Origin of the sequence: Clostridium sp. CMCC3677, assembly GCF_023845585.1 — a bacterium.
GTDB classification, from domain to species: domain Bacteria; phylum Bacillota; class Clostridia; order Clostridiales; family Clostridiaceae; genus Clostridium; species Clostridium aquiflavi.
The window spans coordinates 135,493-154,389 of sequence record NZ_JAMQHS010000008.1 but is presented as its reverse complement, the minus strand read 5'-3'; the positions used below and the strand labels follow the sequence as shown (position 1 = coordinate 154,389).

Below are 18,897 nucleotides of genomic sequence, written 5' to 3'. Positions count from 1 at the left end.
ATCACCATAATCCCCAATAAACTTCTTAGACTCAGTAATAAAAACTAATCTAATTTCATAAATAATTTTTCAAAGTCCTCTAAAGATGGTATTGTAACTGCTTTTCTAAATAATCTTTTTAAGATAGGACACTATATCATATCTTTACTCTAAGAAACTTTTAGATAAAAAAACATATTTCTACCAATTACACCGTATTGTAAACGGATGAAATCAACTATTTATTAACTAGTGGTGAATGACCTTCCCCACTATAAATCCTCAAACGCTAAAAAACCACGACATCTAGTCGTGGTTTTGAATGGTGGAGGCGAGGGGTATCGAACCCCTGTCCGAAAGTAGATGCATCTGACTTTCTACGAGTGTAGTCTATATATTAAAATTCGCTCATATGAACGCCTATAGACAGGCAACATACTTGCTAGCTTCATAAATACCCCTTTAGCTCAAAGCTTTGCTAAACTTCGTTTCCCACTTTAATGACACCAGTGATCCGAAGCGTGGGCACCCCGGGCTGATGAACAGCGCTAAATTAGGCTGCTAATGCAAAATTGTCTTCTGCGTTTATCTTTTTGCATACTTGATTAACGAGGTGACATGCTGCCTCGACTCGCTTATCAAACTCCTCTTACCCCCGTCGAAGCCAAAGCGCCCCCATGTTAGTAACGAAGTTTGAAACTTTTATATTCAATTTTCGTCTGTTCCTAAATTATATATTATAAAAAAAGCAATGTCAAATATCATATTACTACAAAAATCCCAGAAAATAGATTTTATATTGGGAACAAGCTAAAATGGGACTATAATCATTTTAGCATTCCTAAGTTCAATTACTCAGTCCACTTTGCTTATGTATATATCAATACTTTACTAAAGAGAACTTTTTAATTTGTTTATCTACTTTCTAAGAACTCAGTTAACTTATTTACAGTTGACATATCTTCTCTTTCTAAGTCTGTAGGTTGTAATTTTATTCCTAGCTTTTCTTCTATTTGAAGTAACATTTCAATTATTGCTAAAGAATCTAACAATCCTGCTTCAAAAAGATCTAAATCTAAATCTTCTGCAATTTCATCATTTCCAGTAACTTCAATAAACATTTCTAATACTTTATCTTTCATAATTAATACACTTCCCTTTTATATTTAGTACAACAAATGCTACATAATTCCTTAAGCTTCATATTAAAATGTCAGCATTACTTTAAAACATAACCATTAATTTAATTTTAAATTCATTGTAATAGTATTTTCTTTATTTAAATAAATATCCAGAAAATATTAACATACCAAAACATACTATATGAAATGTTATTAATCTCTCAGTCATTTGAAACCACTTTTCTTTTTTATGCTTTTTATAATAAGTTGATTTTCTTTGATATATATCAGTTAAAACTAATGCTGTTCCTTGATATAATCCATAAATTATATAATATATAGTTAAACCATGCCATAACCCCATTATAAACATTGTTATTATTTGTGCTACATGAGACGCTATAAATCTATTTTTAAATCTTTTGTTTCTCATTGAACTTAACACAAATCTTGAAAAAATATAATCACCAAACCACCTAGATAAAGATATATGCCATCTAGTCCAAAATTCTTTCATATCTTTACTTATAAAAGGTTTATTAAAGTTTTTCGGAGTTTTAATTCCATATATATAACTAGTTCCAACTGCAAACAAACTATAACCTGCAAAATCAAAGAATAAATATAGAGTATATGCGTACATATAATTCAAACTATTTAATACTGTTATATTTGTAGATATTTTAAAAAGCCAATATGTATCTATTAAATACGCTAAAATAAATTTATAACCTATAGCTATAATTATTTTCTTGAATCCTGGTGTTAAATATTCATTTATATATGTTTCTTTTTCTATTTTAGTATTTAAATTATCCTCAAATCTTTTCCATCTATCAATAGGTCCTGAACTTAGTGTTGGAAAAAATATTATAAAGTATATAAATGTAGTAAAATTTATTTCTGTAATTCTTCCATCATAAATTTCAATTATTATTTGGATAGCTTTAAAATTCAAGTATGATAATCCAATAAATCCAATTAATGATGAATATTTAGTAACTCCTGCTAATTTTGTTATAATAACAGGAATCATTGATAAAAATAATATTAACCAATAAATATATTTATTATCTGTTTTCTTTCTTATAAATAAATACATATAAATTAAAAATGTTTCTATTAATAAAAATATTAGAAATAAAGATAATCCTATACTTTTAGTCATTATTAATAAAATCATAAGAAATGAAACAATTATTCCATAATACTTTGGTTTAACTCCATTTAAAGCTAATATTATCGCTGGAATAAATGTTAATAATAATAAATATAAATAAAAATAATCTCCATATTGCGTTAACTTCATTATAATTCCTCCGCTAATTTCTTCCTATCAATTTTTCCGTTTATATTAGTAGGAAATTCTTTAACTATTTTTATATTTCTAGGAACCATATATGAAGGTATTAATTCACTTAATTCTTTTTTTATCATTATTCCATTTTTTAATCCACTTAATCCATTATCTTTCTTTAATTCAATGAAAGCAGTTAAATATGCTATCTTTCCATCCTTATTTACTGGAACAACGGATGCATTCTTTACATTACTCACTTTTACTAAATTATTTTCTATATCTTCTATCTCAATCCTATATCCATTAAGTTTTATTTGAAAATCTTTCCTACCACAATAATATAACTTACCATGAACATAGTATCCTAAATCACCAGTTCTGTAAGCTCTGCATCGTTTTCCATCATACTCATCATAGTAAAATGATTTTTTTGTAATTTCTTCATTGTTAAAATATCCTTTACTTACACTAGGACCGACTATTATAATTTCTCCTTTTTCTCCATCTTTTAAACTATTACCATTTTCATCAATAATTTTAACAATTGAATTTTTCATAGGATACCCGATAGGTAAACTTCCGTCTTGTTCTAGTACTTCTTTATTCATATCATTTATACTAATTGCTACTGTTGCTTCTGTAGGACCATATCCATTTATAATTCTTGTATTTGGAAACCTATTTAAAAGCGCTTCACATAATGGCTTTGGAAGTACCTCTCCTACAAATACCATTGCTTTTAATTTGGGCAACATATTAGAATTAAAATTTGTTTCAGTTATGCACATTCCAGCAAATGAAGGAGTAGATACCCATATATTAATATCTGACTTCTTAATATTGTTAAACATCTGCTTTAAATTTGAAAGAGTATTCTTTGAAAATCCATGTAGTATTTTTCCATAACATAATGCTGGATAAATTGAAGCCACTGATAAATCAAAGGAATATGCTGCTTGATTCATAAATATTTCTTCATTTTCATCTAAATTCAAATAATCTGCTATCCATTCAACAAAATTATCTAAATTGTTACTGCTTATTTGTACTCCCTTTGGCTTTCCTGTACTACCAGAAGTAAATAATATATAAGCATTTTCATCTTCTTTTACCCAATTTTCTGCTTTTACTTCTAAACCGCTATATTCATTAACTATTTCTTTAATTTCTTTTTCTTTTAAAACTAATATATTATCGAAAATATTTCCTTCACTAAAATCTATAATTATTTTAGAATTAACTTCACTAATAATTGCTTCTACTCTTTCTTGTGGATAGCTTATATCTATTGGTACATATGCTCTTCCTGATTTTAATGCTGCTATCATAACTGCCATCATTAAATTTTCCTTATTACCATAAATAATGATTGGAGTTCTATCATTATTAAATTCTTCTAATAAAAAACTTGCTACACTTTCAGATATATAATCTAACTCTTTGTATGTCATAAATTCACCATCACAAGTTAATGCAACTCTATTACTTTTTGAAAATTTCTTTATTCCTTCTAATATTTTCATTTTAACTACACCTTTCTTTAAAATTGATTATATATAAATGGAATTTCATTAAATGGTTCAAATGCTAATATTAAAATAGCAAAAATAAATATTATTGAACTTATTAAAGCAAATTTTAGTGCTTCATTATTCTTTAAAATGTTTATAAAGTTCTTCATCTACTTTAAGCCATCCTTTCCATCCTAAATGCATTACATCACACATAAAATAAGGTGTATATTCTTCATCTTTTAAATTCAAAACGTCAAAGCCTCTACCTTCAGCCATTCGTTGTACTTTATCATAAAAATTATCTCTTTCTTCTTTTTTAATTCCAATATGGTCATACCATAATCCATTAGTAGGCATTAAAATTATATATGGTCTTATTCCTAATTCATTGCAAGTGTCTAAATATAACTCATAATCTTCAAATTCTTTTGACTTCATTAAATCAACATTCTTATTTGCATCTTTTTGTGAATCTACGTTATTTTTTAAATTGTTATTATAGTAATAGTCATAAACCATAAATTCATTATTAGTTACTTTAGATTTGCCTTCTTCTTCTGCTCTTTTATATTCTTCATTCCAATCAACTGCTCCACTTTTAATTGCTTTTCTTTGAGGTAAAGTTCTTAATTTTTTATATAATAATCCCTTATCTTTCAGTTTAACCATTTCTTTTCTTACTATAAAATAAGGTTTAAATGCTATATTAGCTATTTTATAAAAAAAACTATCATTAATATATATTTTAGAATATAGTCTTTCCGGTCCAAATTGAGTATTTCCGGTTAATAAACTACATATCCTTTTTGCATATTGATTTTTATTATTTTTACTTATTTTATCGTTGCTTAAAAACTCATAAAATTGTACTGGTGAAAAATTTGCTTGAAAACCTCCTGAATCTATTCCATTTTCATCTAAGAACCATTGAAGTGATAGTATTAGTGCAACTTTCTTTCCTTCCATATCTACTTGTTGTTGACTTCCTAAAATAGATATTTGATGTAAATGTTGAGAATAAGATCTTCCATTTGTAACAATTGTATCTAATCCTTTAACTGGGAAAAATATTGTAGGTAATTGTGAAACTGGAGAAGCTAACTCTGATGACCCTTGTAATACTAGTTCGTTATTTTGGGTAACGTATTCGTTAAATACCACTCCCTTGTCTTTGTATATACTTCCATATTCTTTGTCTATGCTGCTTAATTCCTTCTTGCTTAACATGTCATCTAATTCTTTATTTAAAAAACTATTTAAAGAAATAACTGTTATTAATACTATAGCAATTGGAAGTATTACGTATATAAATTTTTTTCTCACTTTGCTCCTCCTTTTTATAATTGTATCTAAAAATCTATATATATTATTGAGTAAATTTGCAATTATAAGTTTACATAATACAATTAGTATTTTATATAAATAATCATATTAATATTTTGTATAGTATTACCTATTTTTAATTAATTATTACATTAATAATTTAAAATTATTTTATAAAATGGCTATGTTTTAAGTGAATGTTGATATTTTAGTATAAGGGCGAACTGGCATTGGAATTTGCTTTTTAGAACTCTTAAGTGAGAATCTAAATTTTATATTTAGCTTTTCGAACTTACTCAGCGAAGTCGAGTTTCCTTTTAATATTTACAATTAATTGCTTGTCAACAATCTTTGATTGGGAGCATGCATTAATTGGACTAAGCTTTATTTTAGTGTTCTTAAAGTAAATTCCTCTGTCCATGAGCTTTATACTAAAATATCAACACTGTTTTAAAACATAGCCTATAAAATTCACTTTAAATGTGTTACATTTGAAACAGATTTAAAATTCTCTATATACTATAATCAATATTACGAAATACGTAGTTTAATAAATATTCATTGTTATGGGGGTTATTTTTATGATAAGAAAAATTATTAAAATTGATGAAAATAAATGTACTGGTTGTGGACTTTGTGTTGATGCTTGCCATGAAGATGCTATTGGATTAATTAATGGTAAAGCTAAACTTTTACGTGATGATTACTGTGATGGGTTAGGTGATTGTTTACCTTCTTGTCCTACAAATGCTATTTCTTTTGAAGAAAGAGAAGCTCTAGACTACGATGAAGAAGCAGTCAAATTAAATATGGAAAATAAAAAAACATCTATACCTAAAACTTTAAATTTAAATAATAATGTAAATATACCTAAAGGTTGTCCTGGTTCTAATGCCAAAGTTATAAAACATAATGATTTAACTAATGAAAAAACAAATATTGTATCTTCTCAATTAAATCAATGGCCAGTTCAAATAAAACTTGTTTCACCTAAAGCAGAATATTTAAAGGATGCTAATCTTTTAATTGCAGCAGATTGTACTGCATATGCTTATGGAGACTTTCACAATAAATTTATGAAAAATAGAATTACTTTAATAGGTTGTCCGAAATTAGATAATGTTGATTATTCTGAAAAACTAATAGAAATATTAAATTATAATGAAATAAATAGTATTACTATTGTTCGTATGGAAGTACCTTGTTGTGCTGGAATAGTTAATGCCATAAAAAAAGCACTTATGGAAAGTGGAAAAGTAATACCTTGGCAAATTGTAACCATTTCTACTTCTGGAGAAATTTTAGAATAATATCTATGAAAATAAATACGGAGCAATTAATAAAACATTAATTGCTCCGTCCAATTTGTTTATACATATATTAACATTTTACTAAAACATATCCTTGTTATTTAATCATTTGAAAATAAACTCGTTAGTTCTGTTGCTTCATTGTATATGTTTTCAACACTTTCTTGTATGCTGTTAATTTGTTCTTCCTGTTCTTCTTGTAGTGTTGTTACTTCTTCTGTATTAGCTACATATTGTTCAGTAATAGCTGTTGTACTTTCAACATTTGATTGTACATTGTCTACTAATGAATTTATTTTTTCCACTAATCCATATTCTTTATATATGTCATCTTTGATATTTTCAAACATTTTTTGCATATCTTTAAAACTAATCAAAGTAGATTCTATAATATCTTTACCTTTTTCTGCTTCTTCATCACCTTTTTTAACAGATTTAACTACCATTTCTATCTTACTTTGTATACCTAAAATAGATTCTTCTATTTCATTAGTTGTTTCTTTAGTTTTTTCAGATAAACTTCGTACTTCTTCTGCAACAACAGCAAATCCCTTACCAGCTTCCCCCGCTCTTACCGCTTCTATAGATGCATTAAGTGCTAAAAGATTAGTTTGTTCTGAAATTTCTTTTATTCCTTTAAGTACATTTATAACTTGTTTCATATTATCACTGAATTCTATTACTGTTAAATTAGCTTCACTCATTATATTTCTAATGCTATTAATATGATCACTTGCTATATTAATACTTGAAAAGTTCTCATCTGTCTTTATACTAAGATTCTTAGAGCTGTCCTCAATTTCATTTGATAATTTTAATGTTGAATTTATTTCTTCTTTAATATACTGAACAGAATTTGTAATGTCAGACATACTAGTCACTTGAACTTCTATACCTTGAATTATTTCTTCCATTGCTCTTGTTACACTTTGTGATTGATCTCTTGTACTCTTAGTACTTTCATTTAATGTATTTATTTGACTAATTATATTATTAGTAGTATTGCCTATTTTTAAAATGGCACATTTTATTTCATTTTCAGACTGAATTGAATTCTCTAATGCTTCTTTGGACCATTTAACCATAAAATATAATGTTACTTCTGATATTATTACTGCAGTAAATTGAGTTACAAATATATCTATACCTTGTCCTCTTCCTAATAAATTAAACCCTATGATAAACTGAATAAATAATATAATTACATTTAATATTATTGAATAGCCTATTATTATTTTATGATCAAAGTATAATGAACTCATTACTAAAGTGGATAAAAATAATATTATAGCAAAACCTGTTCCACCTGCTAAAATTACAAAAACTAATTCTGCTATCATTATAACAAGCGGAATTCCTATTCCACATATCAAAGAATTACTTACAAATTTTTTTATGCATATTACACATACAGTTACAAATATACAAAATATTAATGTAGTTGTCCCTCTAACTAACCCATGTAAAATATATGACTGTACTATTAATGTTAAACATAAAATTAATAATAATTTAATGTTTAACAAATTTGCTCTTTCTAATTCATTTGTTCCTATTTTCATAATTCACCCTCCCCTAACCTACTTTATAAAATATAATAACATATTTATACATGCTCTTCTATTAAAACATATTTATTCTTATTTAATTTATAATCTGTGTTTATATATGCATAATTAAATATCACCGAGTAATTAAACTTAAGAATATTGAAAATGTTAATATTCTATTATTTTAGTTTTTATCCTATTAATTCCAAACATAGTATTGACAAAATTAGTATATAGCTGTATTATTGTATTATGTTATTAATACAATAATACAAGGAGTTGAAAATATGGGTTGGGAACTCAAAGATGATAGGCCAATATATTTACAGTTAATAGATCAACTGCAATTAAGAATTATTTCTGGTATATATAAAATTGGTGATAAATTACCCTCAGTAAGAGAACTTGCTAGTGAAGCATCTGTTAATCCTAATACAATGCAAAAAGCTCTTACTGAGCTTGAACGAAAAAAATTAGTATTTACACAAAGAACAAGTGGTAGATTTATTACGGAGGATATAGACTTGATTAATAAAATTAGAAATGATCTAGCTAAAAAAGAAATTGAAAGCTTTCTTAATAATATGAAAAATATAGGCTATACCGAAAATGAAATACTGAATATTATGGATGAATTTATGAAGGAGATGAAATAATGAATAATACACCTATATTAGAATGTAAAAATTTACTTAAAAATTATGGTGGAAAACAAGCCTTAAAAGGAATTGATTTAACAATTAATCGTGGTAGAATTGTTGGCCTTTTAGGACCAAATGGTAGCGGTAAAAGTACATTAATAAAACTTGCTAATTCCCTATTAACACCTACAAGCGGTGAAATATTAATTAATGGAAATAAACCTGGAGTTGAAACAAAAAAAATAGTTTCTTATTTACCAGAAAGAACTTATTTAAATGATTGGATGAAAGTATCTGACATCATAAATTTATTTAAGGATTTTTATAAAGATTTCAATTCTGATAAAGCTTATGATATGTTAAAAAATTTAAATATTAATCCTAATGACAAATTAAAAACTATGTCTAAGGGTACAAAAGAAAAAGTACAACTTATTTTAGTAATGAGTAGAGATGCTGAACTTTACTTTTTAGATGAACCAATAGCCGGTGTTGACCCTGCTGCTAGAGATTATATCTTAAACACTATTATTAATAATTATAATGAAAATGCAACTGTAATTATATCTACACATTTAATATCAGATATTGAACAAGTATTAGATGATGTTGTATTTATATCTTATGGTGAAATATACTTGACAAAAAGTGTTGATGAAATTAGAGAAGAACATGGAAAAAGTGTTGATGCTTTATTTAGGGAGGTATTTAAATGTTAGGAAAATTAATGAAATATGAGACAAAAGCAACCGGAAGAGTATTGCTTCCGCTTTATGCTGCACTTTTAATATTTGCACTAATTAATAAAATTTTTATGAATAATGACTTTTCTGTAATTGATAGAAATACTTTAGGTGGAATTCCAGCTTTCCTTAGTATATTTGCTTATGTTGCAACTATGATAGCGGTATTTGTAGTAACATTTTTTGTAATAATACAAAGGTTTTATAAAAATATTCTTGGTGATGAAGGCTATTTAATGCATACATTGCCTGTAGCACCTTGGCAAAATATATGTAGTAAACTTTTAGTTGCAATAATTTGGAGTATAGTAAGTGGTATTGTTGCAATGCTTTCAGTATTAATACTAACATTTAACTCTAATGCACTTAATCCAGATTTATTTAGAGACATCTGTAATGCATTTTCATTACTATATGCTCAATACGGAATTAGTGGATATATGGTTGGTTTAGAATTTATAATAGCTGCACTTTCACAACTAAGTATGGGAATTTTAATGATATATGCTTCTATTTCAATTGGTCACTTATTTAATAAGAGAAAAATACTTTCTTCATTTGGAGCTTTTATAGTTTTAAACATTATAATGAATACTATTATTTCTACTATCGCAATTATTTTCGCAGATAAATATTCTGGTTCAATGATTTCTTGGAATATTTCTTCATTAAATCAAGTTCATGAATTTTTTATTGGAGGAATATTATTTCATTTATTCTTCTTCATATGTTATTTTTTAATAACTAATTACATCATAAAAAATAAATTAAATTTAGAATAATTGCATTATATAAAAAATAGTTGAGATTTTAATCTCAACTATTTTTATTTACTATTAAATTTATTTATATCTCTATTTTTTACTCACTAATTGTTGGTAGTGAGCTTAAATTATTTGATTCATTTTGATCTGGTAAACTCCTAAGATATTCTTCTCCTTTTCTGGAAACACTAACTGATACACCAGCTATTTTCCCATCTTTGGCCATTTTCACTCCTTCTTCTTTAGATATTCTTTGACCATTTGAAAGTTCATATCCTGTTATTTCCCCTGAACTTTTTATTACAGCTGATATTAATTGTGCATTACTGTTAGGTGTAGTAACTTCTTTAGTAATATTAGTTGGTACTCCCCCTAACATTCCTTCATTACTATTCATAAAATCACACCTCCTATAATATTATGATGTTATTTTATCCTAATAATATATTTTAATTCATAAGAAAAATTTTTAATTTTTTTATTACTATATTTAGTAAATACTTTTAATTTAAGTTTATTATTACTACTCTTATGGAAAGACTTTTTATTAATATATGACATTTTCATATTATTATCAAACTACAATTAGTAATTAAGAAACATAAAATATTTATTAATTACTATATCTTATATAATTTAAGTACCGTTTTAACTTTAATAATAATACTATACAGTAACAGCAATAAATATTTGAGGTGAATATAGTATGAATCCATTATTAAGTATGATATTTAGTGCATTATTTCCTAATAGTCCACTAGCTGGTATGATGAATGCTATGGGTGGTAATCCTATGATGGGAAACAATCCCATGATGGGTGGAAATCAAATGATGGGAAACAATCCTATGATGAATGGTAATCCTATGATGAATATGTTTGGCGGTGGAAATAACAACCAAGCTCAAGGAATGGGTGGTAACCCACTTTTAAACATGCTTATGGGCGGAATGAATCCTAATATGATGAATAATTCTAATATGAACAATAATCCTATTATGAATATGCTTATGGGAAATCAAAATAATGGTGGTAATCCATTTAATGGTATGAATAATATGAATAACATGAATAATATGAATAGAAATAATATGAACAACATGAATAGAAATATGAATAATAATAACAATTCCAAGCATAAAAGATAATGGAACACCAAAATGAGCCTTAAAACATTAAGGCTCATTTTGATTAATACATAAATTTAATATTATCATATTACTTTTTACAAAATATAATTTATTATAATACTATACTCAGTATTCTTGGATTCATTTCAACTCTTATTATAGAAATCAAAATTCCTTTTATAAAGTTTAGAAAAAAAAGTTTAAATATGAATTAAATTCTTTCTTTAAATTAATCAAAGACTATACCTTAAGTTTATTTCTTAACAGGTATAGTCTTTTTTATTATTTAGCCGCTATTACTTCCACTTCACATAATACATTTTTAGGTAATTCTTTTACTGCAACACAAGAACGTGCAGGGTTGCTAATAAAGTATTTTGCATAAACTTCATTAAACTTAGAAAAATCACTCATATTAGCAAGAAAACAAGTTGTTTTTATAACGTTAGAAAAATCAAGATGATTATCTTCTAATATAGCACTAATGTTTTTCATAACTTGAGTAGCTTGATCTTCAATATATTTTCCAATAACTTCTCCACTTGATGGATCTAACGGAATTTGTCCTGATGTAAATAATAAATTCCCAAAACTTACAGCTTGAGAATACGGACCTATTGCTGCCGGCGCTTTATCTGTCTTCGTAACTTTTAACATTTTAAATTCCCCCAATAATAATTGTATTCTTTTATAATTTTTAAAAACATATTACATATTGCTTTAATAGATATTTTAATACATACCAAACTTAAAATCTACTAACATTTTTCAATATTTTTCTAAAAATTCATCACAAAATTTTCATTTTCTTGTTTCAATAACAAAATATATTCCTTCATTTAAAATAATTTTTAACACAACTCATAATTAAGTACATTATTGCTATATATTATAGTAATGATAAAACAATTTATACTTAGGAGGGACTCATAATGTTTCAGATGTATTTTTATTATAAATTATATTTCCTATTGTCAATTCCCTTTATAGTACTACTTGCAACATTATTTCATTACACATATAAATTAAGTAATAATTCTTTATTAGTTGGTTTATTTACTCCTGTTAATGAAAGCATCTGGGAACACTTAAAACTTGCTGTATATCCTACAATAATTTGGTATATTATATCCTATATTATTTTCAATGATATAATATTAGATTGGGAAAAATGGTTTTGTTCTTGCACAATTTCAATGATAATTTCTTCAATTACAATAATTATTTTTTATTATACTTATACTGGTGCCCTAGGAATTCACTCTTTAGTTTTAGATATCTTCTCATTAGTCCTAGGCGTATCTATCGGACAATACATTGGATTTAAGGCTTATGCTAATTATGATCTAAGTAATAATTATCTATATTCTAGTCTTTTCTTTATTACTATATTTTTATTTACTCTATTTACATTTATTCAACCTAAAATACCTCTTTTTATTGATTCAACTACTGGAGAATATGGAATTCACTAATATAATTTGTAAAATATTTAATTTATTTCTTCATCATTACTATGAGCGAAGCAAACAAACCATTAAGTGCTGGTGACGTTGAAAAGCTTTCTGGATAAGATCGTAAAGATATTGATAAAGCTTTTAAAGAATTAAAAAAAGAAGAATTAATAGTTTCACCAGTTCGTTGCAAATTGGAACCTGCTAATAAATAAAAAATATATCCCTAGGAATTTATCCTAAGGATATATTTTTTTATTTGGCATTTAAAACTAATTCTTTTATATTATCTACAATATTGTTTACCACTGACATGATCTCTTCTTTATTTCTATTTCCTGATAGAAGTTTATCTAAATTTTCTTCGAAATTTTTAGGTAAGTCTTTACAAGAACTTAAGCATATTGAAATTAATCTTTTTTCTCCTGGATGTTGTAATTCATTAACTGCAAAAATTATATCAAAATAACTAGCTAGAAATTCTGTAATTCTATGATTAATACTAACTATGTCTCCTCTAATTATTGCTTTTTCTATTTGCATAGAAAATGAAGGAATATATCCATCTAATAGTTTTAAATTCTTCTCTATAATATTTTTTCTTAATTCTTTAGGATATTTAATATTATATTTATCTTTTAATTTTTGTAGCTTATTATTTCTATCATATAAAACTACACATTGGTTTACATTTGACCACATACAAGTTGTATATCCATTATATGCATTACCATCTAAAACTACTGATTTTAATTCTTTATCAAAGTCATCCATACTACGATAAATAATTTCAATAATTTTTCCATCATTTAAATAACAATCATCTTCTGCTTCCCAATAAGTATTATTTAATTCTATATACTTGCAATATTTGTCTAATATATTTTTTCTAATTTCCTTAGATAAGTCCGAATTTAAATAAACATATAGATCATAATCTGAATTGCTATCATTTAATTTAGTAGCTCTTGATCCTCCAAGTGCAATACTTTCTACTTCATGTCTTTTACTAAAGTCTTCAATTAAACTTTTAATTTTCTCCATGTTGCTCCCCCCATATATACTCATATAAATATACTATATTATTAATAAAATCTATTTTATGCTTATTTATATTCTTAATTTTAGATAATTATTTTAATATCTGAATCTCTTTTAAATATGCGTTGATATATGCAATAGGTCAAAGTGGCATTGTAATTGGACTTTGAGAATCGTTAAGTGAGAGTCAAAAATCAACACTTTGCTAAAACAGACCCTAATACTTAAACAAAACAGAACAAGCTGTTCTAGTAGCTGCAATAGACCAGAATACTACATAATCGCCTCTTTTAATTTTTCCACTCTTTATTCCATCATTAAACGCCATAAGAGGTGAACTTGTCCCTGTATATCCAAACTTATCGCCTACAAAAATAACTTTTTCTGGATCTAATCTTAAACCATCTATGCATCCATTTATTATAGGAAGTGCAAATTGTGAAAGACAAAAGGCACTTATATCTGATACCTCTAAATTATTATCTTTTAATAATTTATTAATAGAATTTATTGCTATATGAACTACATCATCATCACATTCTGTCCATCCAAATTTCATATCATCATAAGATGTGGTATCCTTATAATATGAAGATGAACCACATTCTGGATACATTACAGAACTATATTTTCTACTGTCAGTAAAATAATCAGAATCAATAAATCCACAATCTTCATCAGTTTTTTCTAAAATCATTGCACATCCTGCATCTGCAAACATTGGATAACACAATTCATCATTTCTTTTCATATGAATTGAAGCATAGTCTGCACCTATTATTAATGCTCTTTTAAGTTTATTATTTTGAAGTAATTGTCTTGATGCTGTATCAAGTGTTACTAACATACCAAGGCAATTTACATTTAAATCCATCACTATAGTATCACTTTTTCCTTTTATGGCATTATGTACTATTAATGCTTGAGTTGGACATATATATTCTGGAAATTGACTTGAAAATATAATTAAATCTATATCTTCTCCTGTAAGATTTGCACTTTCTAATGCTTTTAATGAAGCCTTAATTCCCATGCTAAGTGTTGTATCAGTATCATTATCTACTATTCTTCTTTCTTTTCTTCCGAAAGCTTCTAATAATCTATTTATATCTTTTCCTTGTTCTTTAAAATGATTTATATAAAATTCATTCTTTACAATATTTTCTGGATATTCTGTTTCTATAGCTCTTATCTTTATATTCATGTTCATTTCTCCTATAATCATTTTTTTAATAATAATAATTTATATAAAAAATTTTAATTATTAAATATTATTTACTTATGATAAATACTTCTCTGTAAAATATTACCATCATATATTATATGATAATCTACATTTCGCCTTGTGTCAACCATATTTACTTAAATTATACTATTTTTGAATTTTATTCTATATTTTCTTTGTTTTTTGATATTTTTTACCAAATAATTTAATTTTTTATAAAACTAAAAAGATGATTTCTATATAATTTAGAAATCATCTTTGATACTATAACTTAATTAATCTTCTATTCTATGTTTATTTAAAAATCCCTCTAAATTCTTTGGGATTTTCCGTGGCAACAAAATGAGTTGAATTTGAAACAATATTATTTATATTATGAATTAACTATTTCTCCACCATTGATGTGTATTGTTTGCCCTGTAATATATGATGCACATTCACAAGCTAAAAAAATATATGCTCCAGCACATTCTACAGGTTGACCCGCTCTTCCCATAGGGGTGTCTGATCCAAAAGTCGATACCTTATTTGCATCAAAACTAGAGGGTATAAGTGGGGTCCAAATAGGACCTGGAGCAACAGCATTTACTCTTATTCCAGTTTTACGTTTTGCAAGTGAAAGTGCTAATGATCTTGTAAATGCAGTTATAGCACCCTTTGTCATAGAGTAATCTATTAAAGTTTCATTTCCTTTAAAAGCCACAACTGAAGCTGTATTTATTATACAACTTCCTTGTCTCAAATGTTTTAATGCAGCTCTTGTCATATAAAATGTTCCATATGCATTAACTTTAAAAGTTCTGTCAAATTGTTCATCAGATATATTTTTTATATCTTGGCACTCATATTGAACTGCTGCATTATTTACTAATATATCTAATTTTCCATACTCATCAATAGTTCTTTTAACTACATCATTACAAAAGTCTGCTTTTCCAATATCACCATTTATAATAATGCATTTTCTGCCTACATTTTCTATAAGTTTTTTAGTCTCTTCTGCATCTCTGTTTTCATTATAATAAACAATTACTATATCTGCGCCCTGTTTAGCATAAGCTACTGCTACTGCTCTTCCTATTCCACTATCTCCACCTGTAATTATTGCAACTTTATTATTTAATAAGTCACCTTTTTTATTATATTGTTGATCATAATATATTGGAATTGGGTTCATTTCATATTCAAATCCTGGATGCTTAGTTTGATGTTGTGCTGGAAATAAATTAGGGAAATTCATATTGACTCCTCCTTAGTTATCTATTTAATATTAAATAGTATTTCCTAACACATAAAAAATATTTATTTCATCTTATATCTAAGGCTATGTTTTAAAACAGTGTTGATATTGTAGTATAAAGCTCATGGACAAAATATAATTTTTCTGACTTTAACTGCTAAATTGACTAATATAATTATTAAATGTTATTAAGTATTTTGTTTCCTTTTCTAATAATTCATTTTCAATAAACCCTACTTTTTTAAATACTTTGCTTGATCTATAATTTTCTTTATGAATTTTAGCTACCACTTTTTTAACTCTGTATTTTAAGAATGCCTCACTTAAAGCTTTTTTTACTGCTATTGTGCCTATTCCCTGACCCCATTTTTTCTTATCTCCAATAGCAACAACTATTTCTGCACTGTTATTATTACCTTTAGTAACAATTTTTAAATAACCAATAGATTTATTTTTATGTTCTATCATATAAAATGGACCATTATTATTAAAATACTGAGTCATTACAGGTAATGTTGAGTTTTTAGCCAAATTATCTAAGCTATTGGTTATTCCATCTTTTTCGTTTAGAAATTTAGATACCTCTTCATCCTTCAACCATTTTGCAATATCAAAAACATCTTCTCTATAAACCTCATGTTGGAGATTTATATCTGAATATAACATTATACTATCCCTCCAAATAATTCTAATAATCTTAATCGATTGTACCAATTATATAATCAAATAGTAAAATGTTGTAATTTTTGTAATATGTTATTATATGAGAATATCCTATTTTTTCTCGATTTAAATAAGTTTTTTCCCAATTTATTGGTAGCTGTAATTAAATTCAATTTAATTACTTTTAATAGCATTTAATTGAATTTAATTACATTTTTAAGATTGCTCTTTAATTCTTCTTTCATCTATACTAAATAATACAATAGCACATATTAATACAACTACTGAGATCCAAACGGATTTAACTCCAATTTTTAAAGTTGACACTCCGCCTAAACATGCCCCTATTAAAAATGAGATTATAATTATACAATAACGAATTGATTTTATAGTATAAGTACTATCCTTTTTTCTAAAAGCCATATATGCAGCTTGCGAAGCACTTCTCAAATTTCCAGTACACATAGTTGTACTATATGGAGAATCAACTAATTTTCGAAATGAAGATATTTGAACTGATGAAACAAATGATATAGTTGTAGTTACAAATATATCTGGAATTGTAGTTGGTATAAATCCTACACTAAAAAGCACTAACATCTCAATTATTAAAATAGTACGATGACTATCTACCACTCTAATACAGGATTCAAATTCTTTTATTGTTTCTGCAACAATAACTCCTATTATAAATGCTAAAATAGGTAAAAATGCCATGATAGCTCCTTTTAAGTTTCCTTTTGTTACTTCTACTCCTACTAAAACAATATTACCTGTTTCTGCATTTGCAAAAACTCCACCTCTACAAACAAAAGTATAAGCATCAAGGAATCCCCCAACAATGGCTAAAAGCATTCCTAAATGTACTGATTCAGAAGTTCTAACATTTTTGTTTTTACACATATTAATATTCATATCTTTAGTACACAATTTTAAATTTCCCCCTTTTGTACAACAGAACAAAATCGCTAAGGCGACTTTGGAGCCGTCGATTTTTTTAGCCATGCGCCCTTTCCAAACGCAGTGCAGGAATAATGGTGCGGCATATGATTATTTTTTATTCTTTAGGGGTACTCATAATACCTTTAAAACACATTATTTTAAAAGTTATCCACAAATTTTTTAATAATATAAATTCCTAAAGAATAAAAAATATATCATCAAAGCTTAAATAGCAATGATGATATATTTATAAAGATAGTTCTACTTTTTATTTGGTTCTTTATATTCTACACCTTTAGTATCAACAGTAATTGATTCAATAATCACATCATCTTCAGGAATATCTTTTGATTTAGTCTTAACATTTCCTATTTTTTCAAGAACATCCAAACCTGATATCACCTCACCAAAAGCAGCATATTCCCCATCAAGATGTGGTGCATCTGCAGTCATTATAAAAAACTGACTTCCTGCACTATTAGGATTTTGGGTTCTTGCCATAGATAGTACACCTTTTGTATGTTTTAATCCATTTGGAATACCATTTGAGCTAAACTCTCCTTCAATTGAGTAACCCGGACCCCCAGTTCCATCTCCATTAGGATCTCCACCTTGAATCATAAAGTCTTTAATTATTCGATGGAATTTAAGGTTATTGTAAAAACCTTTATTAGCTAAATTTATAAAATTATTTACTGTATTAGGAGCAGTTTCTGGATATAACACAGCGTCAATAACTCCATAATCTTTAACTTTTATAGTTGCTAATGGTAAATTTTCAATTCCCTCTGGCGAATTAATGTGAACCTCTTCTGCTGTAGAATTTGATTCTGAAGTCTGTTTTGTATCATTATCTTTAAGGTTTCCACAACCAACTCCGCCTAAAGAACTAATAAAAACTAATAATAAAATCAACTTGGTATACTTCTTTATACTTTTTATACTCATCAAATTTCGC

19 protein-coding genes, 1 other RNA gene and 1 pseudogene are annotated in these 18,897 nt (G+C 26.4%); 7 read left to right on the top strand and 14 right to left on the bottom strand.

Translation table 11 applies throughout. The features are described 5' to 3' along the window. Nucleotides 1-302: 302 nt before the first annotated feature. From ssrA to dltD, 5 genes are all read right to left on the bottom strand, one after another. Nucleotides 303-656, bottom strand: a transfer-messenger RNA (tmRNA) gene (ssrA, locus tag NG901_RS11530). A gap of 237 nt (nucleotides 657-893) precedes the next feature. After that, entirely contained in the window at nucleotides 894-1,121 is a 228-nt protein-coding gene (dltC, locus tag NG901_RS11525; RefSeq protein WP_003374498.1) for a D-alanine--poly(phosphoribitol) ligase subunit DltC, read from the bottom strand. 133 nt (nucleotides 1,122-1,254) lie between these two features. Further along, nucleotides 1,255-2,409, bottom strand: a complete 1,155-nt coding sequence (dltB, locus tag NG901_RS11520) for a D-alanyl-lipoteichoic acid biosynthesis protein DltB (protein WP_252214698.1) — start codon at nucleotides 2,407-2,409, stop codon at nucleotides 1,255-1,257. Continuing rightward, nucleotides 2,409-3,923 (bottom strand): D-alanine--poly(phosphoribitol) ligase subunit DltA, encoded by a 1,515-nt coding sequence (gene dltA / locus NG901_RS11515; protein ID WP_252214696.1) that lies wholly within the window; start codon nucleotides 3,921-3,923, stop codon nucleotides 2,409-2,411. Before dltA ends, dltB begins: the two co-directional genes overlap by 1 nt. A gap of 126 nt (nucleotides 3,924-4,049) precedes the next feature. After that, nucleotides 4,050-5,237, bottom strand: coding sequence for a D-alanyl-lipoteichoic acid biosynthesis protein DltD (dltD, locus tag NG901_RS11510; RefSeq protein ID WP_252214695.1), 1,188 nt, complete (start codon nucleotides 5,235-5,237; stop codon nucleotides 4,050-4,052). 581 nt (nucleotides 5,238-5,818) lie between these two features. Here dltD and NG901_RS11505 point away from each other — a divergent pair. Next, complete coding sequence (locus NG901_RS11505) at nucleotides 5,819-6,547, top strand: ATP-binding protein (protein WP_252214693.1); 729 nt, start codon at nucleotides 5,819-5,821, stop codon at nucleotides 6,545-6,547. Nucleotides 6,548-6,648: 101 nt separating this feature from the next. On the opposite strand, the gene NG901_RS11500 is transcribed toward NG901_RS11505, so the two are convergent. Continuing rightward, nucleotides 6,649-8,109, bottom strand: coding sequence for a methyl-accepting chemotaxis protein (locus tag NG901_RS11500; RefSeq protein ID WP_252214691.1), 1,461 nt, complete (start codon nucleotides 8,107-8,109; stop codon nucleotides 6,649-6,651). Between the two features lie 275 nt (nucleotides 8,110-8,384). Between NG901_RS11500 and NG901_RS11495 the strand changes: the two genes are divergently transcribed. Genes NG901_RS11495 through NG901_RS11485 form a run of 3 tightly spaced genes read left to right on the top strand, consistent with a single transcriptional unit; the run spans nucleotide 8,385 to nucleotide 10,263 of the window. Then, the gene (locus tag NG901_RS11495; protein ID WP_252214689.1) at nucleotides 8,385-8,753 is read left to right on the top strand and encodes a GntR family transcriptional regulator; all 369 of its coding nucleotides are present in this window, start codon (nucleotides 8,385-8,387) and stop codon (nucleotides 8,751-8,753) included. Beyond that, nucleotides 8,753-9,457 (top strand): ABC transporter ATP-binding protein, encoded by a 705-nt coding sequence (locus tag NG901_RS11490; protein ID WP_252214686.1) that lies wholly within the window; start codon nucleotides 8,753-8,755, stop codon nucleotides 9,455-9,457. The genes NG901_RS11495 and NG901_RS11490 overlap by 1 nt, the downstream gene beginning before the upstream one ends. After that, a complete protein-coding gene (locus tag NG901_RS11485; RefSeq protein ID WP_252214683.1) occupies nucleotides 9,451-10,263 on the top strand; it encodes an ABC transporter permease in 813 nt (270 codons plus the stop codon). The genes NG901_RS11490 and NG901_RS11485 overlap by 7 nt, the downstream gene beginning before the upstream one ends. A 79-nt stretch (nucleotides 10,264-10,342) precedes the next feature. On the opposite strand, the gene NG901_RS11480 is transcribed toward NG901_RS11485, so the two are convergent. Then, nucleotides 10,343-10,642, bottom strand: a complete 300-nt coding sequence (locus NG901_RS11480; RefSeq protein WP_252214680.1) for a DUF3892 domain-containing protein — start codon at nucleotides 10,640-10,642, stop codon at nucleotides 10,343-10,345. Nucleotides 10,643-10,951: 309 nt separating this feature from the next. Here NG901_RS11480 and NG901_RS11475 point away from each other — a divergent pair, with 309 nt between their 5' ends. Then, nucleotides 10,952-11,392, top strand: coding sequence for a hypothetical protein (locus NG901_RS11475; RefSeq protein ID WP_252214677.1), 441 nt, complete (start codon nucleotides 10,952-10,954; stop codon nucleotides 11,390-11,392). A 264-nt stretch (nucleotides 11,393-11,656) separates the two neighbouring features. Here NG901_RS11475 and NG901_RS11470 read toward each other — a convergent pair whose 3' ends face one another. Further along, a complete protein-coding gene (locus tag NG901_RS11470) occupies nucleotides 11,657-12,031 on the bottom strand; it encodes a RidA family protein (protein WP_252214675.1) in 375 nt (124 codons plus the stop codon). 275 nt (nucleotides 12,032-12,306) lie between these two features. On the opposite strand from NG901_RS11470, the gene NG901_RS11465 reads away from it, so the two are divergent. Together NG901_RS11465 and NG901_RS11460 are read left to right on the top strand one after the other, a co-directional pair. Then, entirely contained in the window at nucleotides 12,307-12,849 is a 543-nt protein-coding gene (locus NG901_RS11465) for a DUF6512 family protein (RefSeq protein WP_252214672.1), read from the top strand. 41 nt (nucleotides 12,850-12,890) lie between these two features. Further along, nucleotides 12,891-13,043 (top strand): annotated as a pseudogene (locus tag NG901_RS11460) (transcriptional regulator). A gap of 40 nt (nucleotides 13,044-13,083) precedes the next feature. On the opposite strand, the gene NG901_RS11455 reads toward NG901_RS11460, so the two are convergent. The 6 genes from NG901_RS11455 to NG901_RS11430 form a co-directional block, all read right to left on the bottom strand. Next, nucleotides 13,084-13,872 carry a nucleotidyltransferase domain-containing protein gene (locus NG901_RS11455; RefSeq protein ID WP_252214669.1) on the bottom strand — a complete coding sequence of 263 codons (789 nt, stop codon included), beginning with the start codon at nucleotides 13,870-13,872 and terminating at the stop codon, nucleotides 13,084-13,086. Nucleotides 13,873-14,086: 214 nt separating this feature from the next. After that, nucleotides 14,087-15,073 carry a ketoacyl-ACP synthase III gene (locus NG901_RS11450; RefSeq protein WP_252214666.1) on the bottom strand — a complete coding sequence of 329 codons (987 nt, stop codon included), beginning with the start codon at nucleotides 15,071-15,073 and terminating at the stop codon, nucleotides 14,087-14,089. 394 nt (nucleotides 15,074-15,467) lie between these two features. Then, on the bottom strand, nucleotides 15,468-16,334 hold the full coding sequence (locus NG901_RS11445) for an SDR family oxidoreductase (protein WP_252214663.1): 867 nt from the start codon (nucleotides 16,332-16,334) through the stop codon (nucleotides 15,468-15,470). Nucleotides 16,335-16,484: 150 nt separating this feature from the next. Continuing rightward, complete coding sequence (locus tag NG901_RS11440) at nucleotides 16,485-17,000, bottom strand: GNAT family N-acetyltransferase (RefSeq protein WP_252214660.1); 516 nt, start codon at nucleotides 16,998-17,000, stop codon at nucleotides 16,485-16,487. A 213-nt stretch (nucleotides 17,001-17,213) separates the two neighbouring features. Continuing rightward, the gene (locus NG901_RS11435; protein ID WP_252214659.1) at nucleotides 17,214-17,927 is read right to left on the bottom strand and encodes a YoaK family protein; all 714 of its coding nucleotides are present in this window, start codon (nucleotides 17,925-17,927) and stop codon (nucleotides 17,214-17,216) included. A 273-nt stretch (nucleotides 17,928-18,200) separates the two neighbouring features. Then, the gene (locus NG901_RS11430; RefSeq protein ID WP_252214657.1) at nucleotides 18,201-18,887 is read right to left on the bottom strand and encodes a peptidylprolyl isomerase; all 687 of its coding nucleotides are present in this window, start codon (nucleotides 18,885-18,887) and stop codon (nucleotides 18,201-18,203) included. Nucleotides 18,888-18,897 lie beyond the last annotated feature (10 nt).

What these genes read in the sequence shown, in the direction of transcription:
- dltC (WP_003374498.1), bottom strand. Translation starts at nt 1,121, where the DNA reads ATGAAAGATAAAGTATTAGAAATGTTTATTGAAGTTACTGGAAATGAT.
- NG901_RS11490 (WP_252214686.1), top strand. Translation starts at nt 8,753, where the DNA reads ATGAATAATACACCTATATTAGAATGTAAAAATTTACTTAAAAATTAT.
- NG901_RS11505 (WP_252214693.1), top strand. Translation starts at nt 5,819, where the DNA reads ATGATAAGAAAAATTATTAAAATTGATGAAAATAAATGTACTGGTTGT.
- NG901_RS11500 (WP_252214691.1), bottom strand. Translation starts at nt 8,109, where the DNA reads ATGAAAATAGGAACAAATGAATTAGAAAGAGCAAATTTGTTAAACATT.
- NG901_RS11480 (WP_252214680.1), bottom strand. Translation starts at nt 10,642, where the DNA reads ATGAATAGTAATGAAGGAATGTTAGGGGGAGTACCAACTAATATTACT.
- NG901_RS11430 (WP_252214657.1), bottom strand. Translation starts at nt 18,887, where the DNA reads ATGAGTATAAAAAGTATAAAGAAGTATACCAAGTTGATTTTATTATTA.
- NG901_RS11485 (WP_252214683.1), top strand. Translation starts at nt 9,451, where the DNA reads ATGTTAGGAAAATTAATGAAATATGAGACAAAAGCAACCGGAAGAGTA.
- NG901_RS11450 (WP_252214666.1), bottom strand. Translation starts at nt 15,073, where the DNA reads ATGAATATAAAGATAAGAGCTATAGAAACAGAATATCCAGAAAATATT.
- NG901_RS11445 (WP_252214663.1), bottom strand. Translation starts at nt 16,334, where the DNA reads ATGAATTTCCCTAATTTATTTCCAGCACAACATCAAACTAAGCATCCA.
- dltB (WP_252214698.1), bottom strand. Translation starts at nt 2,409, where the DNA reads ATGAAGTTAACGCAATATGGAGATTATTTTTATTTATATTTATTATTA.
- NG901_RS11440 (WP_252214660.1), bottom strand. Translation starts at nt 17,000, where the DNA reads ATGTTATATTCAGATATAAATCTCCAACATGAGGTTTATAGAGAAGAT.
- NG901_RS11465 (WP_252214672.1), top strand. Translation starts at nt 12,307, where the DNA reads ATGTTTCAGATGTATTTTTATTATAAATTATATTTCCTATTGTCAATT.
- NG901_RS11495 (WP_252214689.1), top strand. Translation starts at nt 8,385, where the DNA reads ATGGGTTGGGAACTCAAAGATGATAGGCCAATATATTTACAGTTAATA.
- NG901_RS11455 (WP_252214669.1), bottom strand. Translation starts at nt 13,872, where the DNA reads ATGGAGAAAATTAAAAGTTTAATTGAAGACTTTAGTAAAAGACATGAA.
- dltA (WP_252214696.1), bottom strand. Translation starts at nt 3,923, where the DNA reads ATGAAAATATTAGAAGGAATAAAGAAATTTTCAAAAAGTAATAGAGTT.
- NG901_RS11475 (WP_252214677.1), top strand. Translation starts at nt 10,952, where the DNA reads ATGAATCCATTATTAAGTATGATATTTAGTGCATTATTTCCTAATAGT.
- NG901_RS11470 (WP_252214675.1), bottom strand. Translation starts at nt 12,031, where the DNA reads ATGTTAAAAGTTACGAAGACAGATAAAGCGCCGGCAGCAATAGGTCCG.